Origin of the sequence: Nocardioides baculatus (genome assembly GCF_016735675.1) — a bacterium.
Taxonomy (GTDB): Bacteria; Actinomycetota; Actinomycetes; order Propionibacteriales; family Nocardioidaceae; genus Nocardioides; species Nocardioides baculatus.
In genome coordinates, this window is sequence record NZ_JAERSG010000001.1 from 42,559 (window position 1) to 63,452 (window position 20,894).

The following is a 20,894-nucleotide window of genomic DNA, read 5'->3' on the forward strand; positions in this document are numbered from 1 at the left end:
CGCAGCTGCTGTTGCGTATCGCAGACTGCGTTTCGTCGAGCGCAACACCACCGAGCCAGGAGCCGCATGTCCCCCGTCCCCAGTCCCGACGAGAGGGCGGCCGAGTACGTCCTCATCCTCTCGTGCCCGGACCGTCCCGGCATCGTCCACGCCGTGTCCGGCTTCCTCGTCGAGCAGGGAGCGAACATCGTCGAGAGCCAGCAGTTCGGCGACCGCCTCACCGACCGGTTCTTCATGCGCATCGGCTTCGTGGTGGAGACCGCGGCCGGCGCCGAGGGACTGCGCGGCGCGTTCGCCGGCGTGGCGGAGCGGTTCGGGATGGAGTACGAGCTGTGGGCCGCCGCCGTGCCGACCCGCACGCTGATCATGGTGTCCAAGCACCTGCACTGCCTCAACGACCTGCTCTTCCGCGCCAGCACCGGCTCGCTCGACATCGAGATCCCCGCCGTGGTGTCCAACCACCCCGACGCGGGCGCGCTCGTGAGGTCGTACGGCCTCGAGTTCCACCACATCCCGGTGACCGCCGACACGAAGGCGGACGCCGAGAAGCGGCTCATGGAGCTCGTCGACGAGACTGGCGCCCACCTGGTCGTGCTCGCGCGCTACATGCAGGTGCTGTCCGACGACCTGTGCCGCCAGCTGACCGGCCGCGCGATCAACATCCACCACTCCTTCCTGCCGAGCTTCAAGGGGGCGCGGCCCTACCACCAGGCCTTCGACCGCGGCGTGAAGCTCGTCGGCGCGACCGCGCACTACGTCACCGGCGACCTCGACGAGGGGCCGATCATCGAGCAGGACGTCCTGCGCGTGGACCACGGCTACGACCAGGACCAGCTCGTCTCGGCCGGTCGCGACGTGGAGGCGCAGGTGCTCTCGCGCGCCGTGCGCTGGCACGCGCAGTCGCGGATCCTCCTCAACGGCGACCGCACCGTCGTCTTCCGCTGAGGACCTCCACCAGATTCCACCGCACCGCCACCCGAGGGAGCAGCATGCAGTCCGACATCGAGATCGCCAACGCCGCTGTCCTGCGGCCCATCCGCGAGGTAGCGGCGGACACGCTGGGCATCGCCGAGGAGCACCTGGTGCCCTACGGCCACTTCAAGGCGAAGGTCGACATCGGCTACCTGACCTCGCTGGCGGACCGCCCGCTGGGCAAGCTCGTGCTGGTCACGGCCATCTCGCCGACGCCGCCCGGTGAGGGGAAGACGACGACCACGGTCGGCCTCACCGACGCGCTCCACGGCCTCGGGCACCGTACGGTCGCGTGCCTGCGCGAGCCCTCGATGGGTCCCGTCTTCGGCATGAAGGGTGGCGCGGCCGGCGGCGGCTGGAGCCAGGTCGTGCCGATGACGGACATCAACCTCCACTTCACCGGCGACTTCGCCGCGATCGCCGCGGCCAACAACCTGCTGTCCGCCCTGATCGACAACCACGTCCACCACGGCAACGAGCTCGACATCGACGTCCGGAGCGTGACGTGGAAGCGCGTGCTGGACATGAACGACCGCGCGCTGCGCGAGGTGACCGTCGCGCTCGGCGGGCACGCCAACGGCTTCCCACGGTCCGAGGGCTTCGACATCGTCGTCGCCTCCGAGCTGATGGCGATCTTCTGCCTCACCGAGTCGTGGGCCGACCTGAAGAAGCGCATCGGCGACATCGTCATCGGCTACGACCGGTCCACCAAGCCGGTCACCGCACGCGACCTCAACGCGCACGGCGCGATGGCCGCGCTGCTCCGCGACGCGCTCGCACCCAACCTCGTGCAGACCATCGAGGGAGCGCCCGCCTTCGTCCACGGCGGTCCGTTCGCCAACATCGCGCACGGCTGCAGCTCGGTGATGGCGACCCGCGCCGGCCTGCGGCTCGCCGACATCGTCGTCACCGAGGCCGGTTTCGGCGCCGACCTCGGCGCGGAGAAGTTCGTCGACATCAAGTGCCGCAAGTCCGGGCTCCGGCCCGATGTGGCGGTCGTCGTGGCGACCGTCCGCGCGTTGAAGTACCACGGCGGCGTGGCCCTGGCCGACCTCGGCACCGAGGACCTCGACGCCGTCGAGGCCGGCATGGTCAACCTGCGGCGGCACCTGACGAACATCAAGGACGTCTACGGCATCCAGCCGATCGTCGCGGTCAACCGCTTCCCCACCGACACCGACGTCGAGATCGCCCGCGTGGTCGACCTCGTCGCCGCCGAGGACGTGCGTGCCTTCCCGGCGACGCACTTCGCCGACGGCGGCGCGGGTGCCCGCGACCTGGCCGAGGGCGTGCTCGCCGCGCTCGAGGGCGAGTCGCCCTACGAGTTCTCGTTCACCTACGACGACGACCTGTCCCTCACCGAGAAGGTCGAGGCGATCGCGACCCGGCTCTACGGCGCCGGACTGGTGACGTGGGACGCCAAGGCGCGTCGCCGGCTCCAGCGCATCGAGCGCGACGGCTACGAGAAGCTGCCCGTGTGCGTCGCCAAGACGCAGTACTCGTTCTCCACCGACCCCACCGCGCTCGGCGCGCCGTCGGGCCACGAGCTGCACGTGCGGGAGGTACGCCTCTCGGCGGGCGCCGGGTTCGTGGTCGTGGTCTGCGGCGACATGATGACCATGCCCGGGCTCCCCCGCGACCCGTCGGCGTCCCGCATCGACCTCGCCGACGACGGGACCCTGATCGGCCTGTCCTGACCCCACACGTGTCCGAGACATGGCCCTCCACGCCTCGCCTCGGGGGCAACCTCTCGGACACGTGTAGTCCGGCTCGGACATACTCGCCCTCGTGATCGTGGGGCTGGTCGGGGACCTCGAGGGCGAGGTCCGCGCGGCCGTCGAGTCCGTACGGTCCCTGGGTGAGCGGGGCGTGGTGGTCGCCTACCAGCTCGGCGACCTGCGCTTCGGCATGGGACCCGATCCCGACGCCTACCTCGGCGCGATCGAGGAGACCTGCGCCGAGTACGGCCTGCGGTTGTCCTGCATCACCGGCAACCACGAGCACTGGGGGCGCCTGGACGAGCTCTGGTCCGCACCCGCGGGCCAGGATGCCGACGGCCGACCCGCGCCGCTGGCGCTCAGCGCGCACGTCACGATGCTGCCCCGAGGGCATCGCTGGGAGCTGGGCGGACGGAGCTTCACAGCCCTCGGCAGCGCTCCCTCCATCAACCGGCACCTGTTGACCGAGGGGGTCGACTGGTGGCCGACCGAGGCACTGCTCGACGAGCACGTCGACGCCGTGGTCGCCGGCGGGCACGCCGACGTGATGCTGACGCACGACAGCCCCGCGTCGCCGTACTGCGTGCCGCCCGTCGAGGAGATCCTGCGTCGCAACGTCCGCGACAACCCGATGGGGTGGCCGGCCGACTCGCTCGCCTACGCCGACGAGGGCCTCGCTCGCCTGACGCGGGCCGTGCTCGGCGTCGTGCCGCGACTGCTGGCCCACGGGCACTTCCACGTCGCCGGCGAGGACCGCGTCCGCCTGCCCGGAGCCGACCACGACACCACCGTCTGGGCCCTGGCGGCTCGGGGGCATGCGGGCACGGTCAGGTTGCTCGACCTCGACACCCTGACCGACCCTGACCGCTGACCTCGGGGAGGAGGCTCAGTCGCCGAGCTCCGCGCGCCGCCGGATGACGTAGTCCTGGAGCTCGTCGCGCACGGCCTCGTCGAGCTCGGGCTGCTCGTAGTCCTCCAGCGTCTTCTGGTAGGCCACGGTGGCGCGGGCGTTGGCGTCGTTGCCGCCGTTGCGCATCCACCGCTCGTAGTTCTCCGAGGAGGAGAGGAGTGGGCGGTAGAAGCAGGTGCGGAAGCGCTCCATCGTGTGCATCGCGCCGAGGAAGTGCCCGCCGTGGCCGACCTCCTGGTGGGCGTCGAACGCCATCGACGCCTCGTCGATCTCCAGCGGCGTGAACTCGTGGCGCAGCATCTGGAGCAGCTCGATGTCGACGATGAACTTCTCGTAGCCCGCGACCAGGCCGCCCTCGAGCCAGCCGGCCGAGTGCATCACCCAGTTGGCGCCGGCGAGGAAGGTCGGCATCAGGGTCATCAGCGCCTCGTAGCCCGCCTGCGCGTCCGCCACCTGCGACGACGTGAGGCCGCCGCCGGTGCGGAAGGGGAGCCCGAAGTGGCGCGCGATCTGACCGGTGCAGAGCAGGCCGAGCCCGGACTCGGGCGTGCCGAAGGTCGGCGAGCCCGACTGCATGTCGATGTTGGAGAGGAACGACCCGAAGATCACCGGGGTGCCGGGCCGGATCAGCTGCGAGAGCGCGATGCCCGACAGCGCCTCGACGATCTGCTGCACGAGCGCGGCGGGGATCGTCACCGGAGACATCGCGCCCATCAGGATGAACGGGGTGAGCACGACGGGCTGGCCGGCGCCGGAGTACTCGAACTGCGCCTCGAGCATCCGGTCGTCCCAGCGCAGCGGCGAGTTGCAGTTGATCAGCGAGATCGTCGCCGGCGTCTGCTCGATCGCCTCGCGGGAGCCGAAGAGGATCGACGTCATCGCGATGGTGTCCGCGGCGTTGACGCCCGAGACCACGTTGCCCATGTAGACCTTGTCGGTCAGGGTCTGGAGCGCGTAGGTCATGTCGAGGTGGCGGCTGTCGAGCGGGGTGTCGTTGGGCTCGCAGATCACGCCGCCGGCGGAGTCGAGGACCGGGAACGACTGGGCGAGCTTGGTGAAGTTGCGGAAGTCGTCCATCGTCGCGTCGCGGCGTACGTCGCCCTGCCGGACGAACGGCGGCCCGTAGACCGCGCCGAAGGCCATCGAGTCGCCGCCGATGTGGATGTTGTGCTCCGGGTTGCGCGCCTGGACGTCGAACTCCCGCGGCGCCTTCGCGACCTGCTCGAGCACGAAGTCGGGGTCGAGGAAGACGGTGTTGCCCTCCACCCGCTGGCCGGCCCTGCGGAACAGCTCGAGGGCGCGGTCGTCCATGAACTCCACGCCGAGCTCGGTCATCAGCTTGCGCCAGCCCCGGTCGAGGGTGGCCATGGCTTCCTCGGACAGCACCTCGTAGCGCGGCATCGTGTTGCGGAACACGGGTCCTCCTTGACCTCGACTCGACGGGCTTCTAGCCTCATGATGTGGAACCAAGGTTCCACATGATGGAACCCGAGGGAAGTCCCACCCGCGAAGGAGTCGTCGTGAGCGACACCGCCACCGGCACGCGTGCGCTGGACCGCGCCGCGGACCTGGTCGCCGCGGTCGTCCATGCCGACGAGCCGATGACCTTCGCCGACCTCCAGGACGCCAGCGGCCTGGCCAAGTCGACGACCTCGCGGATGCTGACCGCGCTCGAGCGCTCCGGGCTGCTCGAGCGCGACGCCGCCGGCTCCTACGTCGCGGGTCGCCTCTTCTGGCTCTACGCCGCGCGCCACGACCCGTGGGAGGAGCTCGTCCGCCTCGCCCGGCCCGTGATGGAGCAGATCGGCGAGGTCACCGGCGAGACCGTGCACCTCAGCATCGCCCGCGGCGACCGCGTCGTGCAGGTCGCGCAGGTCGACTCCACCTACCTCCTCGGCACCCGCGACTGGACCGAGGTCGAGGTGCCGGCCCACACCTCCGCGCTCGGCAAGGTCTTCCTCGCGTGGGACGCCCTCGACCTCCCGCCCGGCGACCTCGAGCAGCTCACCCCTGCCACGCTCTCCGACCGCGCCGACCTGCGCCGCGACGGCGTACGCATCCGGGAGCGCGGGTGGGCGCTGACCCGCGACGAGCTCGAGCTCGGCCTCACCGGTGTCGCCGTCCCCGTGCTCGGTGTCCGCGGTGACGTCATCGCCGCGCTCGGGATCTCGGGGCCGACGCCCCGGCTGGAGGGGCGGCTCGACGAGCTCGGCCGCCAGCTGCTCGCCCAGTCCACCGCGCTGTCCTCGCTGCTGCGCGGCTCGCACGCCGCACCACCCCGTCCAGCCCATCGCTCCACACGCACCGAGGAGGTGGTCGCATGACCCCCGAGGAGATCCTGCAAGCGCTCTACGACGAGACCCTGGTCGGCAACGCACCTCGCGTGCTCGAGCTGACCAACGACGGGCTCTCCCTCGACATGGAGCCGCAGACGCTCCTCTTCGACGCCCTCATCCCCTCGCTCGAGGAGGTGGGCGCGCGCTTCGAGCGCGGTGACTTCTTCGTCCCCGAGATGCTGATCGCGGGCCGCGCGATGGCCGGCGCGATGGAGCGGCTGCGCCCACTGCTCGCCGAGACCGGAGTGCAGACCATCGGCAAGTTCCTCATGGGCACCGTCAAGGGCGACGTCCACGACATCGGCAAGAACCTCGTCAACATCATGCTCGAGGGTGCCGGCTTCGAAGTCATCGACCTCGGCGTCCAGGTGGCCCCGGAGAAGTTCGTCGCGGCGATCGACGAGCACCAGCCCGACATCGTCGGCTTCTCGGCCTTCCTCACCACCACGATGCCGATGTTCAAGGCCAACATGAACGCCCTCGAGAAGGCCGGCATGCGCAACGACGTCATCGTGATGGTCGGTGGCGCGCCCGTCACCCAGGAGTACGCCGACGCGGTCGGCGCCGACGGCTACGCGGCCGACGCGTCCCAGACGGTCAAGCGCGCCAAGAGCCTGCTCGAGGCCAAGCGTGCGAAGGTGCCGGCCTGATGAGCGAGCCACTCCACACCGTCCTCCGCTCGGCGACCAGGGAGGTCGTCCTCGGGCACGACAAGCCGTTCTGCCTGATCGGCGAGCGCATCAACCCGACCGGCCGTCGGATCTTCCAGGAGCAGCTCCGCGCCGGCGACTTCTCCGCGATCGAGCGCGACGTCAAGGCGCAGGTCGAGGGCGGCGCCGACGTGCTCGACATCAACATGGGCGTCCCGCTGACCGACGAGCCCGAGCTGCTGGCCAAGGCCATCACGATGGTCCAGGAGCTCACCGACCTGCCGATCTGCATCGACTCCTCCGTCGTCGAGGCGCTCGAGGCCGGGCTCGCGGTCTACCAGGGCCGCGCCCTCGTCAACTCGGTCACCGCCGAGGACGACCGCCTCGAGCTGATCCTGCCGCTGGTCAAGAAGTACGACGCCTCGATCATCGCGCTCCCCAACGACCACGACGAGATCCCGATGGAGGCCGACAAGCGCGTCGACCTCACCGCGAAGATCATCCGCGTCGCCACGCAGGACTACGGCATCGCACAGGCCGACATCGTGATCGACCCGCTGGCCATGCCGATCGGTGCCGACACCAGCACCTCGCTCGTGACGTTCGAGGTGATGCGGCGCATCCGCGACGACTTCGGCGTCAACATGACCTGCGGCGCCTCCAACGTCTCGTTCGGCATGCCGGGGCGGCACACCCTCAACGCGACGTGGCTCCCGATGGCGATGACCTCCGGGCTCACGAGCGCGATCACCGACACCCGTACGCCGCAGATCGTGGAGGCGGTCAAGGCCGCCGACATCTTCCTCGGCCACGACGACTGGGGCATGGCCTGGATCAGCGCCCACCGCGCCAAGCAGGCCGCCGAGGCGGCGGCAGCCGGGTGAACGACACCCCGGACTTCTCGCTCGCCGACGTCGCGCGGGAGGGCCTGATCGAGAGGCCGGGCGTGGACCCGGTCGCGCACGACGGCACGGGGCGCGTCGACCTGTCCTTCACCGTGCACACCCTCGCCGAGGACGGCGTGGCGCAACCGCCGGCACAGCGCGGTGTCCGCGTCCCGCCGGGCGTGACCGTCTTCGACGCCGCGTCGTGGAACGGCATCGCGATCGACTCCACGTGCGGCGGCCACGGCACCTGCCACAAGTGCAAGGTGCAGATCACCTCGGGGGCGTCCGTCCCGGTGACCCGGCACGACGAGCGCACGTTCACCGCGGCGCAGCTCTCCGACGGCTGGCGGCTCGGCTGCCTCGTCCACGCCACCCGCGACCTCAGCGTCGAGGTGCCGCCGCTGACCACCCGACCCAAGGCGGCGACGGTCGGCATCGGGCGGCAGGTGATCCTGCGGCCCGCCCTGCAGAAGAGGTACGTCGAGCTCGCCGAGGCCACGCTGTCCGACCAGCGCACCGACCTGGCCCGGCTGACCGACGCGATCGACGACCTCGAGCTCACCGCCGACCTGCACGTGCTCCGGCGGCTCTCGACCGTGCTGCGCCAGGCCGACTTCAAGGTCACCGCCGTGATCGTCGACGAGGACCTGATCGACGTCGAGCCCGGCGACACCACGGCCGAGCGCTACGCCATCGCCTTCGACCTCGGTACGACGACGGTGGTCGGCACGCTGCTCGACGTCGGCACCGGCACCCCGATGGCCGTCACCTCGATGCTCAACGCGCAGCAGCCCTTCGGCGGCGACGTCATCACCCGCATCAGCGCGACGATGATGGACCCCGACGCCCTCGGTCGGCTCCAGCAGGCGGCCGGCAGCACGCTCGCGACGCTCGCCGCCCAGGTCTGCCGCGAGGCCGGTGTCGACCCGCAGCACGTCTACGAGGTGGCCGTCGCGGGCAACGCGACGATGACCGCGCTGGCGCTCGGCATCGACCCGGAGCCGCTCGGCGTCGCGCCGTTCGTGATGTCGTCGGCGCAGCCGCCCTCGGTCCTCGCCTCCGACATCGGCCTGAGCGTGCACCCGCGCGCCCGCGCGTTCTTCTTCCCCGCCCTCGGCGCCTACGTCGGCGGCGACATCGTCGCCGGCATGCTCGCCACCGGCATGGACCGCGACAAGCGCACCCGGCTCTTCATCGACGTCGGCACCAACTGCGAGATCGTGCTCAGCGACGGGGAGACGATCCTGTCCACCGCGGCGCCCGCCGGACCGGCGTTCGAGGGTGGTGCCATCCGCTGCGGCATGCGCGCCGCCGACGGGGCCATCGAGGTCATCAAGCTCGACGCCCACGCCACGGGCGACGACCCGGCGGTCACCCTCGGGGTGATCGGTGACGTCGAGGCCAAGGGCCTGTGCGGGTCCGGGCTGGTCGACGCCGTCGCCGAGCTGGTCCGCGTGGGGCTGCTCGACTCGACCGGTCGGCTCGTGCCCGACGAGGACGCCAAGGAGATCGCCCCCGCGCTGGCCGACCGGCTGGCGAGCATCGGTGAGGAGCGGGTCTTCGTCCTCCACCGGCCCACGCCCGACAGCGAGCCGGCGGAGACGGTCTACCTGTCGCAGCGCGACGTCCGCGAGCTCCAGTTCGCGAAAGCGGCGATCTCGACCGGCTGGTCGCTGCTGCTCGAGGAGCTCGGCCTCGAGCACCGCGACGTGCAGCAGGTCCTGCTGGCCGGCTCGTTCGGCAGCTACCTCTCCCCCGCCTCGGCGGTGCGGATCGGACTGGTCCCCCAGCTCCCGGTGCTGCGCATCGTCGCGGCCGGCAACGTCGCCGGCGAGGGCGCCAAGATGGCCCTGCTGTCGGTGCGCGAGCGGGCCGGCGCGCTGGCGCTGCTCGAGGAGGTGACCTATGTCGAGCTCTCGGACCGTCCCGACTTCAACGACGCCTTCGTCGAGCAGCTCTCGTTCCACGCGTGAGGCCACCCCTGAGCTCCGAGTCGCGCTGATCGCCTGTGGCGCCATCGCCCAGCCGGCGGCCGCCGTGGTCGACCGCAACGGCTGGCCGGTCGACGTGCATCCCCTCCCTCCGCTGCTCCACAACCACCCGCAGCAGATCGCCGGCGAGGTGCGCACGCTCGCCGAGCGGCTGGCGACGACGTACTCCCGCGTCGTGATCGGCTACGCCGACTGCGGCACCTACGGCGCACTCGACGAGGTCTGCCGCGAGCTCGGCGTCGAGCGGCTGCCCGGCCTCCACTGCTACGACGTGTACGCCGGTCCGTCCCGCCTCGAGACGTTCTTCGACGAGCAGCCCGGGACCTACCTGCTGACCGACTTCCTGGTCCGGTCGTTCGCACGGACGGTGGTGCAGGAGATGGGCCTGGACCGCTACCCCGAGCTGCGCGACACCTACTTCGGCAACTACACCCGCGTCGTGTGGCTGGCCCAGCAGCCCGACGACGAGCTGCGGGCGCTCGCCGAGGACGCGGCGGCCCGGATCGGGCTGCCCTTGACGGTCGTCGAGACCGGCGACCACGGGCTCGAGCGGGCCTTGGCCGACCTCGTCACTCCGGCTGTCTAGGGACGAAATGGTCGGCCGCAGGCTGGAACGCCTACGAGATCGTCCCTAGGTACGGCGGAGGCGGGCGAGGAGGTCGGTGCGCCAGGCCTCGGTCTCGCCGATCTGGTTGAACGTGAACACGTGGAGCCCTTCGACCAGTGCGCCGTCCTCGCCCAGCGCGGGCGCGCACTTCTCCAGGAAGCTCTCCCCGGTGAAGCCGCCGGGAGCGGCGAGCCGGGCGAACAGGCCCTTGTTCTTCGCGAGGAACTTGGTGGACTCGCCGACCCCGATCCGGGTCGCCATGCCGAGCAGCTTGGCGCGCTCGACGGGACCGGGCATGCCGAGGAGGACCGGCATCGTCACCCCGCGCCGGCGCAGCCGCCCCACCCAGTCGCGTACGCCGGTGGGGTCGAAGGTCAGGTTGCTGACGATGTGCGTGGCGTAGTGGCGCTTGTCCCACATCGACTGGACGGTGAGGTCGTCGTGGATGGTGGGGTGCGACTCGGGGTAGCCGGTGATGCCGACGTGGGAGAACGGCGAGCCGAGCTCCTTGAGGTCCTCCAGCAGCGTCAGGGCGTCGGGGTAGTCACCCGCCGCCTCGGCGTCACCGCCCGGGACGAAGACGCTCGTGATGCCCTTGCCGACCAGTCGCTCGACGATCTCCTCGAGCTCGGCGCGGCCGGTCACCATCCGGGCGGCGATGTGTGGGACGACCGGGTAGCCGTCGCCGGCGAGCCGCTCGGTCAGGTCGAACGTCGCCTCGAGCCCCTTGGAGGGCGAGGCGGTGACCGTGATCGTGCGGTCGCGGGGCAGGTGCTCGAGCACCTTGTCCTCGGTGGTGGTGGTCGGGAGCACCTCGTAGCGGGCGTTCTCCAACAACCGGGTCATCGTCGCGGCGTGTCGCTTGTTGCGCATGGAGCAACTCATTTCGGGATGCGCACTGGGATGTCCTGATCGTAGTGCGTCCCGCGCTTGTGCGACAGGTCCGGAAATGCAGCGAGGGGCGACCACCTCTCGGTGGTCGCCCCTCGCGGTGCGACTAGCGGATCGTCACTTGACGGTGACGGTGGCGCCGGCGGCCTCGAGGGCCTCCTTGGCCTTGTCCGCGGCAGCCTTGTCGACGCTCTCGAGGATCGTCTTGGGCGCGGCCTCGACGAGGTCCTTGGCCTCCTTCAGGCCGAGGGAGGTGAGGGCGCGCACCTCCTTGATGACGTTGATCTTCTTGTCGCCGGCGGCCTCGAGGACGACCTCGAAGTCGGACTTCTCCTCGGCGGCGTCGGCGCCACCAGCGGCACCACCGGCGGCCGGGGCGGCGGCCACGGCGACGGGGGCGGCGGCGGTCACGCCGAAGGTGTCCTCGAACTGCTTCACGAACTCAGAGAGCTCGATCAGGGTCATCTCCTTGAAGGCGTCAAGGAGCTCGTCGGTGCTGAGCTTCGCCATGGTGGCGGTTCCTTCCGTGTGTGGAGCTCGGACGGTGCGTCCGGGCTCCGGGTTTCAGGTGGTGTACGTCGGCCCGGTCAGGCGTCGGTGGACTCGGCGGCCTGGTCGGCCGACTCGTCGGTCGCCTCGGTCTCGGTGGCCTCGGCTGCTGCCGGGGCCTCCTCCGCCGGGGCGTCCTCGGCAGCGACAGCAGCCGGAGCACCGGCACCACCTGCGAGGATCGAGGGGTCCTGCTCGGCCTTGGCCTGGAGCGCACCCGCGAGACGGGCGGCCTGGGCGAGAGGCGCGTTGAGCAGGTAGACGGCCTGGGAGAGCGACGCGAGCATGCCGCCCGCGAGCTTGCCCAGGAGAACCTCACGCGACTCGAGATCGGCCAGCTTGGCGATCTCGGAAGCGTCGAGGGGCTTGCCGTCCAGAACGCCGCCCTTGATGACAAGAGCGGGGTTTGCCTTGGCAAAGTCACGCAGACCCTTGGCGGCCTCGACCACGTCTCCATTGATGAAGGCGATGGCGGTGGGGCCGGTCAGCAGGTCGTCGAAGCCTTCGATGCCCACCTCGGTGGCGGCGATCTTGGCAAGCGTGTTCTTGACCACGGCGTAGTTGGCGTTCTCGCCGAGGGCTCGCCGCAGGTCCTGCAGCTGCTTCACGGTGAGACCGCGGTACTCGGTCAGCACAGCGCCGGCGGAGTCGTTGAAGGAATCAACGATCTCCGCAACGGCGGCAGTCTTCTCTGGCCGCGCCATGGGTCTCCTTCCGGTGTCGACCACCGGCGTCCGGCCCACAGACGACGAACGCCCCGAGCGCAGGCTCAGGGCGTGGACGCGGCTCGCACCGCTGCTCTGTCACCTGCGCCGGTCGTCCGCTGCTGCGAACCTTCGCGTCACGGGCCTTGGAGCTCGCGACGAACCTGCGGTCTTGGGTTTCGAGAGTGAACTGTACGCACCCGCGCGCGGACCAGACAAATCGCCGGGCACGGTCGGGCAAACCGCGCATTCGGCACCCGTGGCGGGTCCAACACTGGTCCAATGGTCCGCGTGGACCAACAGCTCACGACCGTCGGGGCCTCGCTCGCCCGCAGCGACGAACGCATGCTCACCGGGCGCAACGCTGCCGGCCGGGTCTGGAAGACCGGATTCGGCGGGCTCGACCCGCTGATCGGTGGCGGCATGCGGGCGGGATCGCTGATCCTGCTCGCCGGCCCGCAGGGTCTCGGCAAGTCGACGTTCGCCCTCCAGGTGGCGCGCAACAACGCCGCGTCCGGCCGCCCGGTGCTGTACTTCTCCTACGAGCACGACGCCGAGGACATGACGCAGAAGCTCATCGCCATGGAGGCGGGCGAGCTCGACGAGTCCGACATGGTGCGGATGACGAGCATCCGCTCGATCTTCGACGACCTGTGGGTGAGCTCGCTCGACCACCGCCTGGAGTCGGTGCCGTCCGGCGTCGAGGCGCTGGCGAAGGTCTCGCACTACTCCGAGATGCTCTTCGTGCACCGCTCGACCGGCACCCGCACCGACCTCGCTGCGATCCAGGCCGCCATCGACGCGGTCCGGGAGCTGGCCGGCACCACCCCGCTGGTCATCGTGGACTACCTCCAGAAGGTGAAGTCCTCGCACCAGGACGACGAGGCACGCTCCACCGAGATCGTCGAGGGCCTCAAGGACATCGCGATCGACATCAGTGCACCGATCCTCGCGATCGCCGCGGCCGACAAGGAGGCGCTCCGGTCGGGGCGCCGGATGCGCGCCAACGACCTCCGCGGCTCGAGCGCGCTGGCCTACGAGGCCGACGTCGTGCTGGTGCTCAACAACAAGTTCGACATCGTCGCGCGCCACCACCTGACCTACGACCTCGGCAACGCCGAGCGCTTCAAGGACTTCGCGGTCCTCACCGTCGAGAAGAACCGCTTCGGACGCGACGGGGTCGTGCTGCAGTTCAGGACCCGCTTCGACCAGGGCCGCTACGAGTCCGACGGAGAAGAGGTCAAGGAGCAGCTGATCGACGAGCGCGTCTTCCGCGAGTGAGCCGAAGGCGAATGCGCTGAGACGGACGAGGGGCGCCAGCACTGCGTGCAGTGCGGCGCCCCTCGGTCGTTCAGCCTGGCGTCAGCCCGACCTCGGCCCCGGCCTCAGCCCGGAACGGCGTACGTCACATGCCCGGCTGCTCGGTGACCTCGGACGCGGGCGGCGCCTCGATCTCCACGTCGGTGCCGAAGTCGGAGTAGGTGCCCTCGGTGTTGCTCGTGGTGGCGGGACCGCCGCCGGCCGCCGTGACCTCGACGGTCTGGGAGAACTTGCGTGGCAGGTTGTCGCCGTCGACCCACATGTCGGTCACCAGCTCCTTGGGGAGCATGTCGGCCATCGCCTCCGGGAACTCCATCGCCTTGAGGTAGGACGTCGGGTCCATGGTGATCCGGTAGTGGTTGGTCTCCACGCCGTCGACCTCCTCGCCTCCGACCAGCTCGAGCTTCTTCGGCGACTCCATCGCCTTGAACATCACCTCGGGGTCGGTCGCCTTGCCGATCATGCCGAAGATCGAGTTCGGGTCGCTGAGGTCGATCTTGAGCCACTTGTCGCCGGTGCCGAGGGCCGGGGACTTCATGTACATCGTCTTGTCGACGAGGATCATGTCCATCGCCTGGGCGCCCGTGCCGGTCGCCTTCATCTCGACGCCGTCGTCACCGAAGCGCGCCTCGCCGGCCATCTCCTGCGCCTGGCCCGCCGAGTCCGACGTCGTGGTGAAGGTGAAGCTGCCCGCCTCCTCCATCGCGGCCATCACGGTGGGGTAGAAGTCCTCGGCCGACAGCTCGGTGAGAGACGCCTCCTCGGGCGCCTCCTCCTCGGCTGCGTCCTCCGCGGCCTCGTCGGTGGCCTCGTCCGTGCTGGTGTCGCTCGACCCGTCGCTCGCCGAGCTCGAGGAGTCCTCGGAGCCGGAGTCGCCCCCGCAGGCCGAGACGCCCACACCGACGCTCAGCACCAGGGCTGCGGCGCCGAGGCGGCGGGAGAGTGAGTGGACGCGCATGGGGAGCTCCTGGGTGGTGCGATCGTGGATGTCGTCTGGTTCCTACCCGATGGTTCCACACCGAAACGACCCCACCGGGCCGATCAGCAGAGATCGGGACCGGATCGAGACGCACGACGGCCCGGCCATCCACGAGGGGTGACCGGGCCGTCGGGGCTGGCGTGGATCAGGCCTGGGCGGCCTCGTCCTCGGAAGCGACGTTCTTGACGCGGTTGGGGTCCACCTGGACACCGGGGCCCATCGTCGTCGAGACGGTGATCTTCTTGATGTAGCGGCCCTTGGAGCTGGCCGGCTTGAGACGCAGCACCTCGTCGAGGGCGGCCGCGTAGTTCTCCGCGAGCTGGACCTCGGAGAAGGACGCCTTGCCGATGATGAAGTGCAGGTTGGAGTGGCGGTCGACGCGGAACTCGATCTTGCCGCCCTTGATGTCCGTGACGGCCTTGGCGACGTCGGGGGTCACCGTGCCCGTCTTCGGGTTGGGCATGAGCGAGCGCGGGCCGAGGACGCGGCCGAGGCGGCCGACCTTGCCCATCATGTCGGGGGTCGCGACGACGGCGTCGAAGTCGAGCCAGCCGCCGGCGACCTTCTCGATCAGCTCGTCGCCACCGACGAACTCGGCGCCGGCCTCACGGGCGGCGTCGGCCTTGTCGGCGTTGGCGAACACGAGGACACGGGCGGTCTTGCCGGTGCCGTGCGGGAGGTTGACGGTGCCGCGGACCATCTGGTCGGCCTTGCGCGGGTCGACACCCAGGCGCATGACGACGTCGACGGTCTCGTCGAACTTCTTCTTGGAGCCACCCTTGGCGATCTTGATGGCGGCCAGCGGGGCGTAGATCTCGTCCTGGTCGAACGACTCTGCCGCCGCGCGGTAGGTCTTGCTGCGCTGCATGGTCTTCTCGTTTCTCTGGTGCGAAGGATGTGGTTAGCGAGCCAGCGCGGCTCTCCCACAAATCAGTCGGTCGTGACGCCCATCGAGCGCGCAGTGCCCTCGACGATCTTCATGGCCGCGTCGATGTCGTTGGCGTTGAGGTCGGGCAGCTTGGTGGTCGCGATCTCGCGGACCTGGTCCTTGGTCAGCTTGCCGACCTTCTCCTTGTGCGGGACGCCGGAGCCCTTGGAGAGACCGGCAGCCTTCTTGATGAGCTCGGCAGCCGGCGGGGTCTTGGTGATGAAGTCGAACGTGCGGTCCTCGTAGATGGTGATCTCGACGGGGATGACGTTGCCGCGCATGGACTCGGTCTGGGCGTTGTAGGCCTTGCAGAAGTCCATGATGTTGACGCCGTGCGGGCCGAGCGCCGTACCGACCGGCGGAGCCGGGGTGGCCGAACCGGCCTGCAGCTGCACCTTGACGAGTGCGGCGATCTTCTTCTTGGGAGGCATTGCTCTTCTTTCTCTCTTGTGGTCACGACGAGGGCACTTCGCCCTCTGCCACGGGATGTCGCTACTGCATTGTCAGCCCGACGCGGCGGGCGGACGAAATCGTGGGTCTGGCTCAGACCTTCTGGATCTGCGAGAACGAGAGCTCGACCGGCGTCTCGCGGCCGAAGATCTCGACGAGCGCCTTGACGCGCTGCGACTCGGCGTTGATCTCGGTGATCGTCGCGTGGAGCGTGGCGAACGGGCCGTCGACGACCATGACCGAGTCGGAGACGTCGAAGTCCGCGACCTCGACCGGCTTGCGCGGCGTCGTGCTCGCGCCCTTCTCGCCCGACGCGGCGGCCTCGGCCTCGGCGGCGTGCACGACGGCGGGGGCCAGCATGTCCTCGACCTCGCTCATGCTGAGCGGGACGGGCTGGTGGCTGTGCCCGACGAAGCCGGTGACGGACGGGGTGTGGCGCACGGCCGACCAGGACTCGTCGGTGAGGTCCATGCGGACGAGGACGTAGCCCGGCAGGACGGTGCGGGTGACCATCTTGCGCTGGCCGTTCTTGATCTCCGCGACCTCCTCGGTGGGGACCACGATCTCGTGGATGTAGTCCTCCATGTTGAGGGAGATGATGCGGTTCTCGAGGTTGTGCTTGACCCGCTTCTCCATGCCGGAGTAGGTGTGCACGACGAACCAGTCGCCCGGCTTGGCCCAGAGCTCGCGGCGGAAGGCCTCGAGCGGGTCGTTGGCGTCGGCGTCCGCGGAGTCGGACTCCTCGTCGGAGTCGGCCTCGCTGTCGGAGTCGGCCTCGTCGCTCGCGGCGGCCTCGTCGGTGTCGACGTCGGATTCGTTGTCGGTCGCCTCGTCGGCGGGCGCGTCCTCGACCGTGTCGGTGTCGGCGTCGGTGTCGTCGGCAGGCTCGACGACGGCGTCCTCGGTCGTCATCTCGTCGACCGGGCCGTCGACCTGGTCCACGTCACTGTTCTCAGACACGTCTCACTCCGTACGTTCGTTGGTACTGCTGGGCCGGTCACCGGGACCGGAGCCGGGCTGACCCGGCGGGGACGGGGCGGTGGTCACCGCCCCTGGGGCTCACTGGGTGGAGGTGCCACCGGTGAAGACCTCGAACACGAGCTTCCCGAAGGCCAGGTCGAGCACGGTCACGATGGCCATCACGGCGATGACGAAGACCAGCACGACGAAGAAGTAGGTGATGAGCTGCTGCTGGGTGGGCCACACCACCTTGCGGAGCTCGGCCACCACCTGGCGCAGGAACGTGACGGGGCTGGTGCGCCCACGGTCGTCGCCGCGCGAGTCGCGCCGGTCCTGAACCGCGTTGCCGTCGGCCACGTTCTCCACCTTCTCGTCGATTCTTGGTCAGTCTTGCTGTGCGCATTGATCGCAGGGCACGAGGGACTTGAACCCCCAACCTTCGGTTTTGGAGACCGATGCTCTGCCAGTTGAGCTAGTGCCCTCCGATGGACCTGACCCCGTCCGGGGCATGCCGAAGCATCTGGCGGATCCACCAAACGGGAAGCATACGGGGAGGGGACCAGCGCCGTCGAACCGAGGCGTGGCAGGGTGGTCCCGTGGCAGATCGGGTCGGGGGGCACCGCAACGTCTCGTCCCTGCCGAAGGCCCACCTGCACCTCCACTTCACCGGGTCGATGCGCCACGCGACGCTCCTCGAGCTCGCCGAGCGCGACGGGATCGTGCTGCCCGACTCCCTCGTCGAGGACTGGCCGCCGCAGCTGAGCGCCGCCGACGAGAAGGGCTGGTTCCGCTTCCAGCGCCTCTACGACGTGGCGCGCTCGGTGCTGCGCACGCCCGACGACGTACGACGTCTCGTGCTCGAGGCGGCCGAGGACGACGTGCGCGACGGGGGCCGGTGGCTGGAGATCCAGGTCGACCCCAGTGGCTACGCCGCCCGGTTCGGCGGGATCACCGAGTTCACCGACCTGGTGCTCGACTGCGTCCGCGACGCCTCCGAGCGCACCGGGCTCGGCATCGCGGTCGTGATCGCCGCCAACCGGACGCGCCACCCGCTCGACGCGCGCACGCTCGCGCGCCTCGCCGGGCAGTACGCCGGGCGCGGCGTCGTCGGCTTCGGGTTGTCCAACGACGAGCGGCGCGGCAGCACCGGGGACTTCGCCGGGGCCTTCCGGATCGCCGAGCGGGCCGGACTGCTCCTGGCGCCGCACGGCGGCGAGCTGCGCGGCCCCGAGCACGTGCGCCTGTGCCTGGACAGCCTCGGCGCCCAGCGGCTCGGGCACGGCGTACGCAGTGCGGAGGACCCGGAGCTGCTGGACCGCATCGTGCAGGCCGGGGTGGCCCTCGAGGTGTGCCCGGTCTCCAACGTCTCGCTCGGCGTCTACTCCGACCTCACCTCGGTGCCGCTCCCCCAGCTGCTCGCGGCCGGCGCGACCGTGGCGCTCGGCGCCGACGACCCGCTGCTGTTCGGGTCGCAGCTCGCCGGGCAGTACGCCACGATGCGCGCCGCCCACGACCTCGACGACCCGACCCTGGCCCGGCTGGCCGAGATGTCCTTCGAGGCCTCGCTCGCCCCGTCCGACGTCGTCGCCGATGCGAAGCGGGACATCGCCGCCTGGCTCGCCTGACGACGTCGCGTTCCCCGGGTACCCGGGGAAACTGGAGCCTCCACCGCTAAGTTTCGGGGGCAAGGCTCCAGCTTGGGTGGTGAAGCTCCGTCAGACGGAGCAGCCGACCGTCACGGGCTCGTTGACGAGGGTGACCCCGAACTCCCGGCGTACGCCGTCGCGGACCTCGCGGGCGAGGGTGAGCAGCTCCTCGGTGGTCGCGCCGCCGCGGTTGGTGAGGGCGAGGGTGTGCTTGGTCGACAGCGACACCCGCTCCCCCGCGGCCGCGCTCGTCCAGCCCTTGCCGAAGCCGGCGTGCTCGATGAGCCAGCCGGCGCTGGACTTGACCGTGCCGTCGGGCTGCTCCCAGCGCGGGGCGTCGGCCGGGAGGGCGTCGGCCTCCTCCGGCGTGAGGAAGGGGTTGGTGAAGAACGACCCGGCGCTCCACGTGTCGTGGTCGTCGGCGTCGAGCACCATGCCCTTGCCGCGGCGCAGGTCGAGGACCGCAGCGCGTACGTCGGCGAGCGGGGCGCGCCGCCCCTCCTCGACGCCCAGCGTGCGGGCGAGCTCGGCGTAGCGGATCGGTGCGCCCAGGGCGCCCTGGCGGAGCTGGAAGGTGACGTCGAGGACGACGTGGCGGCCCGGGTCGGCCTTGAACCGGCTCGAGCGGTAGCCGAACTGGCACTCCGCCGCCGCGAAGGAGCGGACGCCGTTGAGCGTGCGGTCCCACACCCGCACCCGGGCGATGGTCTGCGAGACCTCCTGGCCGTAGGCGCCGACGTTCTGGATGGGGGTGGCGCCGACGGACCCCGGGATGCCGGAGAGCGCCTCGATCCCGACCCAGCCGCGGGACACCGCCTCCGCGACGAGGTCGTCCCATCCGGCCCCGGCGGCGACGGTGACGGTGGCACCCGAGCAGGTCGGGTCGCTCGAGTCGTCGGCGTCGGTCGTCATCCCGGTGGTCGCGACCTCGACGACCCGGCCGTCGAAGCCGGCGTCGGCCACGACGAGGTTGGACCCGCCGCCGAGGACGAGGACGGGCGTCCCGGCCGCGTCGGCCTCGGAGACCGCCGCGACGAGCTCGTCCTCGGTCGTCGCCCGCACCCACTCGCGACCCGGCCCGCCGAGGCGGAGGGTCGTGTGGTCGCGCAGGTCAGGCACGCACGACCGCCTTGGGCATGCCGAGCACCTTCTGGCCGTCGCAGGTGACCTCGAGCGCGAGGGTGACGAGGCCGTCGGCGACCGACTTCACGGTGCCGGCCACGACGACGTCCGCACCGCCCTCGGCGGGTACGACGACGGGGCTGGTGAACTTCGCGCCGAGGTCCACGACCTCGGCGCCGTCGGTCCACTCGGCGACGGCGCGACCGACCAGGGCGAGGGTGTACATCCCGTGCGCGATGACGCCCGGCAGGCCCACGCTGCGAGCGACGTCCTCGTCCTGGTGGATCGGGTTCTGGTCGCCGCTCGCGTCGGCGTACGCCACGAGGTCGGCGCGGGTGACCGTGAAGGTCTTCGGCTCGAGGATGTCTCCGGTGTTCACGAGGTGGCTCCCGAGTGGACGAGGGTGGCCTTGCCGGTGCAGACGACCGCGCCGGTGGCGTCGGTGATCTCGCTGGCGGTGCCGATGATGTCGGCGCCGCCGATCTGGCGCAGGCCGGTGACGGTGAGCCTCGCGGTGAGCTCGTCGCCCACCGTGATCGGGCGCTCGTAGGCGAAGCGCTGCTCGCCGTGGACGATGCGGTGGAGGTCGATCTGCTCGGCGTCGAGGAAGGCCATCATGGCGTCGAAGGCGAGGACGATCGGGAAGGTCGGCGGGACGTCGTCACCGGGGTGGCCGACAGCGCTTGCGAAGGCGCCGATCCGCTCCCGGGTGACGGTCAGCGGGGCCGGCGCGGGGAACTCACGCCCCACCAGCGAGGGGTCGACAGGCATGCCACGACCCTAGCCGGGTGCGCCGCGGTCGTAGAAACACGACAACCCGTCCGAGCGGACTCGGACGGGTCGGGGTGGAGCGAGAAGCGTCAGCGGGTCTCGCGGTGCACCGTGTGCCGGCGCTCGCGGGGGCAGAACTTCTTCAGCTCGATGCGGTCGGGGTCGTTGCGCCGGTTCTTCTTGGTGATGTAGTTGCGCTCCTTGCACTCGGTGCACGCGAGCGTGATCTTGGGGCGAACGTCAGACGACTTGCTGGCCATGGGAGAACCTTTTCGTTGCAGGTGGTGCGGGAGACTGCTGAATTTGGTGGTAGCGGGGGCGGGACTCGAACCCGCGACACCACGATTATGAGCCGTGTGCTCTAACCACCTGAGCTACCCCGCCGCGGAGGCCGGACGACCCCGGGGGGAGATCCGATCCAGAGCCCCTTTACGGAATCGAACCGTAGACCTTCTCCTTACCATGGAGACGCTCTGCCGACTGAGCTAAAGGGGCAACGACGG

At 70.3% G+C, this 20,894-nt stretch carries 23 protein-coding genes and 3 tRNA genes; 10 read left to right on the forward strand and 16 right to left on the reverse strand.

Annotation, left to right across the window (positions count from 1 at the left end; genetic code table 11):
• Nucleotides 1-66 precede the first annotated feature (66 nt).
• The 3 genes from purU (at nucleotide 67) to JI751_RS00180 (ending at nucleotide 3,561) form a co-directional block, all read left to right on the forward strand.
• Nucleotides 67-945 carry a formyltetrahydrofolate deformylase gene (purU, locus tag JI751_RS00170; protein WP_201932056.1) on the forward strand — a complete coding sequence of 293 codons (879 nt, stop codon included), beginning with the start codon at nucleotides 67-69 and terminating at the stop codon, nucleotides 943-945.
• Nucleotides 946-989: 44 nt separating this feature from the next.
• Nucleotides 990-2,669: a formate--tetrahydrofolate ligase gene (locus JI751_RS00175; protein ID WP_201932058.1), complete on the forward strand. Its 1,680-nt coding sequence runs from the start codon at nucleotides 990-992 to the stop codon at nucleotides 2,667-2,669.
• 91 nt (nucleotides 2,670-2,760) lie between these two features.
• Complete coding sequence (locus JI751_RS00180; protein ID WP_201932060.1) at nucleotides 2,761-3,561, forward strand: hypothetical protein; 801 nt, start codon at nucleotides 2,761-2,763, stop codon at nucleotides 3,559-3,561.
• 15 nt (nucleotides 3,562-3,576) lie between these two features.
• On the opposite strand, the gene JI751_RS00185 is transcribed toward JI751_RS00180, so the two are convergent.
• On the reverse strand, nucleotides 3,577-5,070 hold the full coding sequence (locus tag JI751_RS00185; RefSeq protein ID WP_269090334.1) for a trimethylamine methyltransferase family protein: 1,494 nt from the start codon (nucleotides 5,068-5,070) through the stop codon (nucleotides 3,577-3,579).
• Between the two features lie 50 nt (nucleotides 5,071-5,120).
• Here JI751_RS00185 and JI751_RS00190 point away from each other — a divergent pair, with 50 nt between their 5' ends.
• The 5 genes from JI751_RS00190 to JI751_RS00210 all read left to right on the forward strand — a co-directional run bounded on the left by JI751_RS00190 (nucleotide 5,121) and on the right by JI751_RS00210 (nucleotide 10,050).
• Complete coding sequence (locus JI751_RS00190) at nucleotides 5,121-5,924, forward strand: IclR family transcriptional regulator (protein ID WP_201932062.1); 804 nt, start codon at nucleotides 5,121-5,123, stop codon at nucleotides 5,922-5,924.
• Nucleotides 5,921-6,586 (forward strand): cobalamin B12-binding domain-containing protein, encoded by a 666-nt coding sequence (locus JI751_RS00195; RefSeq protein ID WP_201932063.1) that lies wholly within the window; start codon nucleotides 5,921-5,923, stop codon nucleotides 6,584-6,586. Before JI751_RS00190 ends, JI751_RS00195 begins: the two co-directional genes overlap by 4 nt.
• Nucleotides 6,586-7,470 carry a dihydropteroate synthase gene (locus JI751_RS00200; RefSeq protein WP_201932068.1) on the forward strand — a complete coding sequence of 295 codons (885 nt, stop codon included), beginning with the start codon at nucleotides 6,586-6,588 and terminating at the stop codon, nucleotides 7,468-7,470. Before JI751_RS00195 ends, JI751_RS00200 begins: the two co-directional genes overlap by 1 nt.
• Nucleotides 7,467-9,446: an ASKHA domain-containing protein gene (locus JI751_RS00205; protein ID WP_201932070.1), complete on the forward strand. Its 1,980-nt coding sequence runs from the start codon at nucleotides 7,467-7,469 to the stop codon at nucleotides 9,444-9,446. The genes JI751_RS00200 and JI751_RS00205 overlap by 4 nt, the downstream gene beginning before the upstream one ends.
• A gap of 64 nt (nucleotides 9,447-9,510) precedes the next feature.
• Nucleotides 9,511-10,050, forward strand: a complete 540-nt coding sequence (locus JI751_RS00210) for a DUF1638 domain-containing protein (protein WP_201932072.1) — start codon at nucleotides 9,511-9,513, stop codon at nucleotides 10,048-10,050.
• Between the two features lie 45 nt (nucleotides 10,051-10,095).
• Here the strand turns inward: JI751_RS00210 and JI751_RS00215 are convergent, their stop codons facing one another.
• The 3 genes from JI751_RS00215 to rplJ form a co-directional block, all read right to left on the reverse strand.
• Entirely contained in the window at nucleotides 10,096-10,944 is an 849-nt protein-coding gene (locus tag JI751_RS00215; protein ID WP_201932074.1) for a methylenetetrahydrofolate reductase, read from the reverse strand.
• A gap of 135 nt (nucleotides 10,945-11,079) precedes the next feature.
• Complete coding sequence (gene rplL / locus JI751_RS00220; protein WP_201932076.1) at nucleotides 11,080-11,472, reverse strand: 50S ribosomal protein L7/L12; 393 nt, start codon at nucleotides 11,470-11,472, stop codon at nucleotides 11,080-11,082.
• 77 nt (nucleotides 11,473-11,549) lie between these two features.
• Nucleotides 11,550-12,215, reverse strand: a complete 666-nt coding sequence (gene rplJ / locus JI751_RS00225) for a 50S ribosomal protein L10 (RefSeq protein ID WP_201934382.1) — start codon at nucleotides 12,213-12,215, stop codon at nucleotides 11,550-11,552.
• 291 nt (nucleotides 12,216-12,506) lie between these two features.
• On the opposite strand from rplJ, the gene JI751_RS00230 reads away from it, so the two are divergent.
• Nucleotides 12,507-13,496, forward strand: a complete 990-nt coding sequence (locus JI751_RS00230) for a DnaB-like helicase C-terminal domain-containing protein (protein ID WP_201932078.1) — start codon at nucleotides 12,507-12,509, stop codon at nucleotides 13,494-13,496.
• A gap of 124 nt (nucleotides 13,497-13,620) precedes the next feature.
• On the opposite strand, the gene JI751_RS00235 is transcribed toward JI751_RS00230, so the two are convergent.
• The 6 genes from JI751_RS00235 to JI751_RS00260 all read right to left on the reverse strand — a co-directional run bounded on the left by JI751_RS00235 (nucleotide 13,621) and on the right by JI751_RS00260 (nucleotide 17,334).
• Nucleotides 13,621-14,493, reverse strand: coding sequence for an SCO4651 family lipoprotein (locus JI751_RS00235; protein ID WP_201932079.1), 873 nt, complete (start codon nucleotides 14,491-14,493; stop codon nucleotides 13,621-13,623).
• Nucleotides 14,494-14,659: 166 nt separating this feature from the next.
• A complete protein-coding gene (rplA, locus tag JI751_RS00240) occupies nucleotides 14,660-15,382 on the reverse strand; it encodes a 50S ribosomal protein L1 (protein WP_201932081.1) in 723 nt (240 codons plus the stop codon).
• A 62-nt stretch (nucleotides 15,383-15,444) separates the two neighbouring features.
• Entirely contained in the window at nucleotides 15,445-15,873 is a 429-nt protein-coding gene (gene rplK / locus JI751_RS00245) for a 50S ribosomal protein L11 (protein ID WP_201932083.1), read from the reverse strand.
• 112 nt (nucleotides 15,874-15,985) lie between these two features.
• On the reverse strand, nucleotides 15,986-16,804 hold the full coding sequence (nusG, locus tag JI751_RS00250; RefSeq protein ID WP_201934385.1) for a transcription termination/antitermination protein NusG: 819 nt from the start codon (nucleotides 16,802-16,804) through the stop codon (nucleotides 15,986-15,988).
• Nucleotides 16,805-16,951: 147 nt separating this feature from the next.
• A complete protein-coding gene (gene secE, locus JI751_RS20735) occupies nucleotides 16,952-17,209 on the reverse strand; it encodes a preprotein translocase subunit SecE (protein ID WP_129478860.1) in 258 nt (85 codons plus the stop codon).
• 52 nt (nucleotides 17,210-17,261) lie between these two features.
• Nucleotides 17,262-17,334, reverse strand: a tRNA-Trp gene (locus tag JI751_RS00260).
• Between the two features lie 114 nt (nucleotides 17,335-17,448).
• Between JI751_RS00260 and JI751_RS00265 the strand changes: the two genes are divergently transcribed.
• A complete protein-coding gene (locus tag JI751_RS00265; RefSeq protein ID WP_307813617.1) occupies nucleotides 17,449-18,477 on the forward strand; it encodes an adenosine deaminase in 1,029 nt (342 codons plus the stop codon).
• A 90-nt stretch (nucleotides 18,478-18,567) separates the two neighbouring features.
• On the opposite strand, the gene JI751_RS00270 is transcribed toward JI751_RS00265, so the two are convergent.
• The 6 genes from JI751_RS00270 to JI751_RS00295 form a co-directional block, all read right to left on the reverse strand.
• Nucleotides 18,568-19,617, reverse strand: a complete 1,050-nt coding sequence (locus JI751_RS00270; RefSeq protein ID WP_201932088.1) for a UDP-N-acetylmuramate dehydrogenase — start codon at nucleotides 19,615-19,617, stop codon at nucleotides 18,568-18,570.
• Nucleotides 19,610-19,999: a MaoC/PaaZ C-terminal domain-containing protein gene (locus JI751_RS00275; protein ID WP_201932090.1), complete on the reverse strand. Its 390-nt coding sequence runs from the start codon at nucleotides 19,997-19,999 to the stop codon at nucleotides 19,610-19,612. Before JI751_RS00275 ends, JI751_RS00270 begins: the two co-directional genes overlap by 8 nt.
• Nucleotides 19,996-20,391: an FAS1-like dehydratase domain-containing protein gene (locus tag JI751_RS00280; RefSeq protein ID WP_201932091.1), complete on the reverse strand. Its 396-nt coding sequence runs from the start codon at nucleotides 20,389-20,391 to the stop codon at nucleotides 19,996-19,998. The genes JI751_RS00275 and JI751_RS00280 overlap by 4 nt, the downstream gene beginning before the upstream one ends.
• Nucleotides 20,392-20,480: 89 nt before the next feature.
• The gene (rpmG, locus tag JI751_RS00285; protein WP_179619590.1) at nucleotides 20,481-20,651 is read right to left on the reverse strand and encodes a 50S ribosomal protein L33; all 171 of its coding nucleotides are present in this window, start codon (nucleotides 20,649-20,651) and stop codon (nucleotides 20,481-20,483) included.
• A 47-nt stretch (nucleotides 20,652-20,698) separates the two neighbouring features.
• Nucleotides 20,699-20,775 (reverse strand) — tRNA-Met (locus JI751_RS00290).
• 38 nt (nucleotides 20,776-20,813) lie between these two features.
• Nucleotides 20,814-20,886: transfer RNA gene (locus JI751_RS00295), tRNA-Thr, on the reverse strand.
• Nucleotides 20,887-20,894 lie beyond the last annotated feature (8 nt).

What these genes read in the sequence shown, in the direction of transcription:
- nusG (WP_201934385.1), bottom strand. Translation starts at nt 16,804, where the DNA reads ATGACGACCGAGGACGCCGTCGTCGAGCCTGCCGACGACACCGACGCC.
- JI751_RS00215 (WP_201932074.1), bottom strand. Translation starts at nt 10,944, where the DNA reads ATGCGCAACAAGCGACACGCCGCGACGATGACCCGGTTGTTGGAGAAC.
- JI751_RS00200 (WP_201932068.1), top strand. Translation starts at nt 6,586, where the DNA reads ATGAGCGAGCCACTCCACACCGTCCTCCGCTCGGCGACCAGGGAGGTC.
- JI751_RS00195 (WP_201932063.1), top strand. Translation starts at nt 5,921, where the DNA reads ATGACCCCCGAGGAGATCCTGCAAGCGCTCTACGACGAGACCCTGGTC.
- purU (WP_201932056.1), top strand. Translation starts at nt 67, where the DNA reads ATGTCCCCCGTCCCCAGTCCCGACGAGAGGGCGGCCGAGTACGTCCTC.
- rplK (WP_201932083.1), bottom strand. Translation starts at nt 15,873, where the DNA reads ATGCCTCCCAAGAAGAAGATCGCCGCACTCGTCAAGGTGCAGCTGCAG.
- JI751_RS00235 (WP_201932079.1), bottom strand. Translation starts at nt 14,493, where the DNA reads ATGCGCGTCCACTCACTCTCCCGCCGCCTCGGCGCCGCAGCCCTGGTG.
- rplA (WP_201932081.1), bottom strand. Translation starts at nt 15,382, where the DNA reads ATGCAGCGCAGCAAGACCTACCGCGCGGCGGCAGAGTCGTTCGACCAG.
- JI751_RS00175 (WP_201932058.1), top strand. Translation starts at nt 990, where the DNA reads ATGCAGTCCGACATCGAGATCGCCAACGCCGCTGTCCTGCGGCCCATC.
- rplJ (WP_201934382.1), bottom strand. Translation starts at nt 12,215, where the DNA reads ATGGCGCGGCCAGAGAAGACTGCCGCCGTTGCGGAGATCGTTGATTCC.
- rplL (WP_201932076.1), bottom strand. Translation starts at nt 11,472, where the DNA reads ATGGCGAAGCTCAGCACCGACGAGCTCCTTGACGCCTTCAAGGAGATG.
- rpmG (WP_179619590.1), bottom strand. Translation starts at nt 20,651, where the DNA reads ATGGCCAGCAAGTCGTCTGACGTTCGCCCCAAGATCACGCTCGCGTGC.
- JI751_RS00280 (WP_201932091.1), bottom strand. Translation starts at nt 20,391, where the DNA reads ATGCCTGTCGACCCCTCGCTGGTGGGGCGTGAGTTCCCCGCGCCGGCC.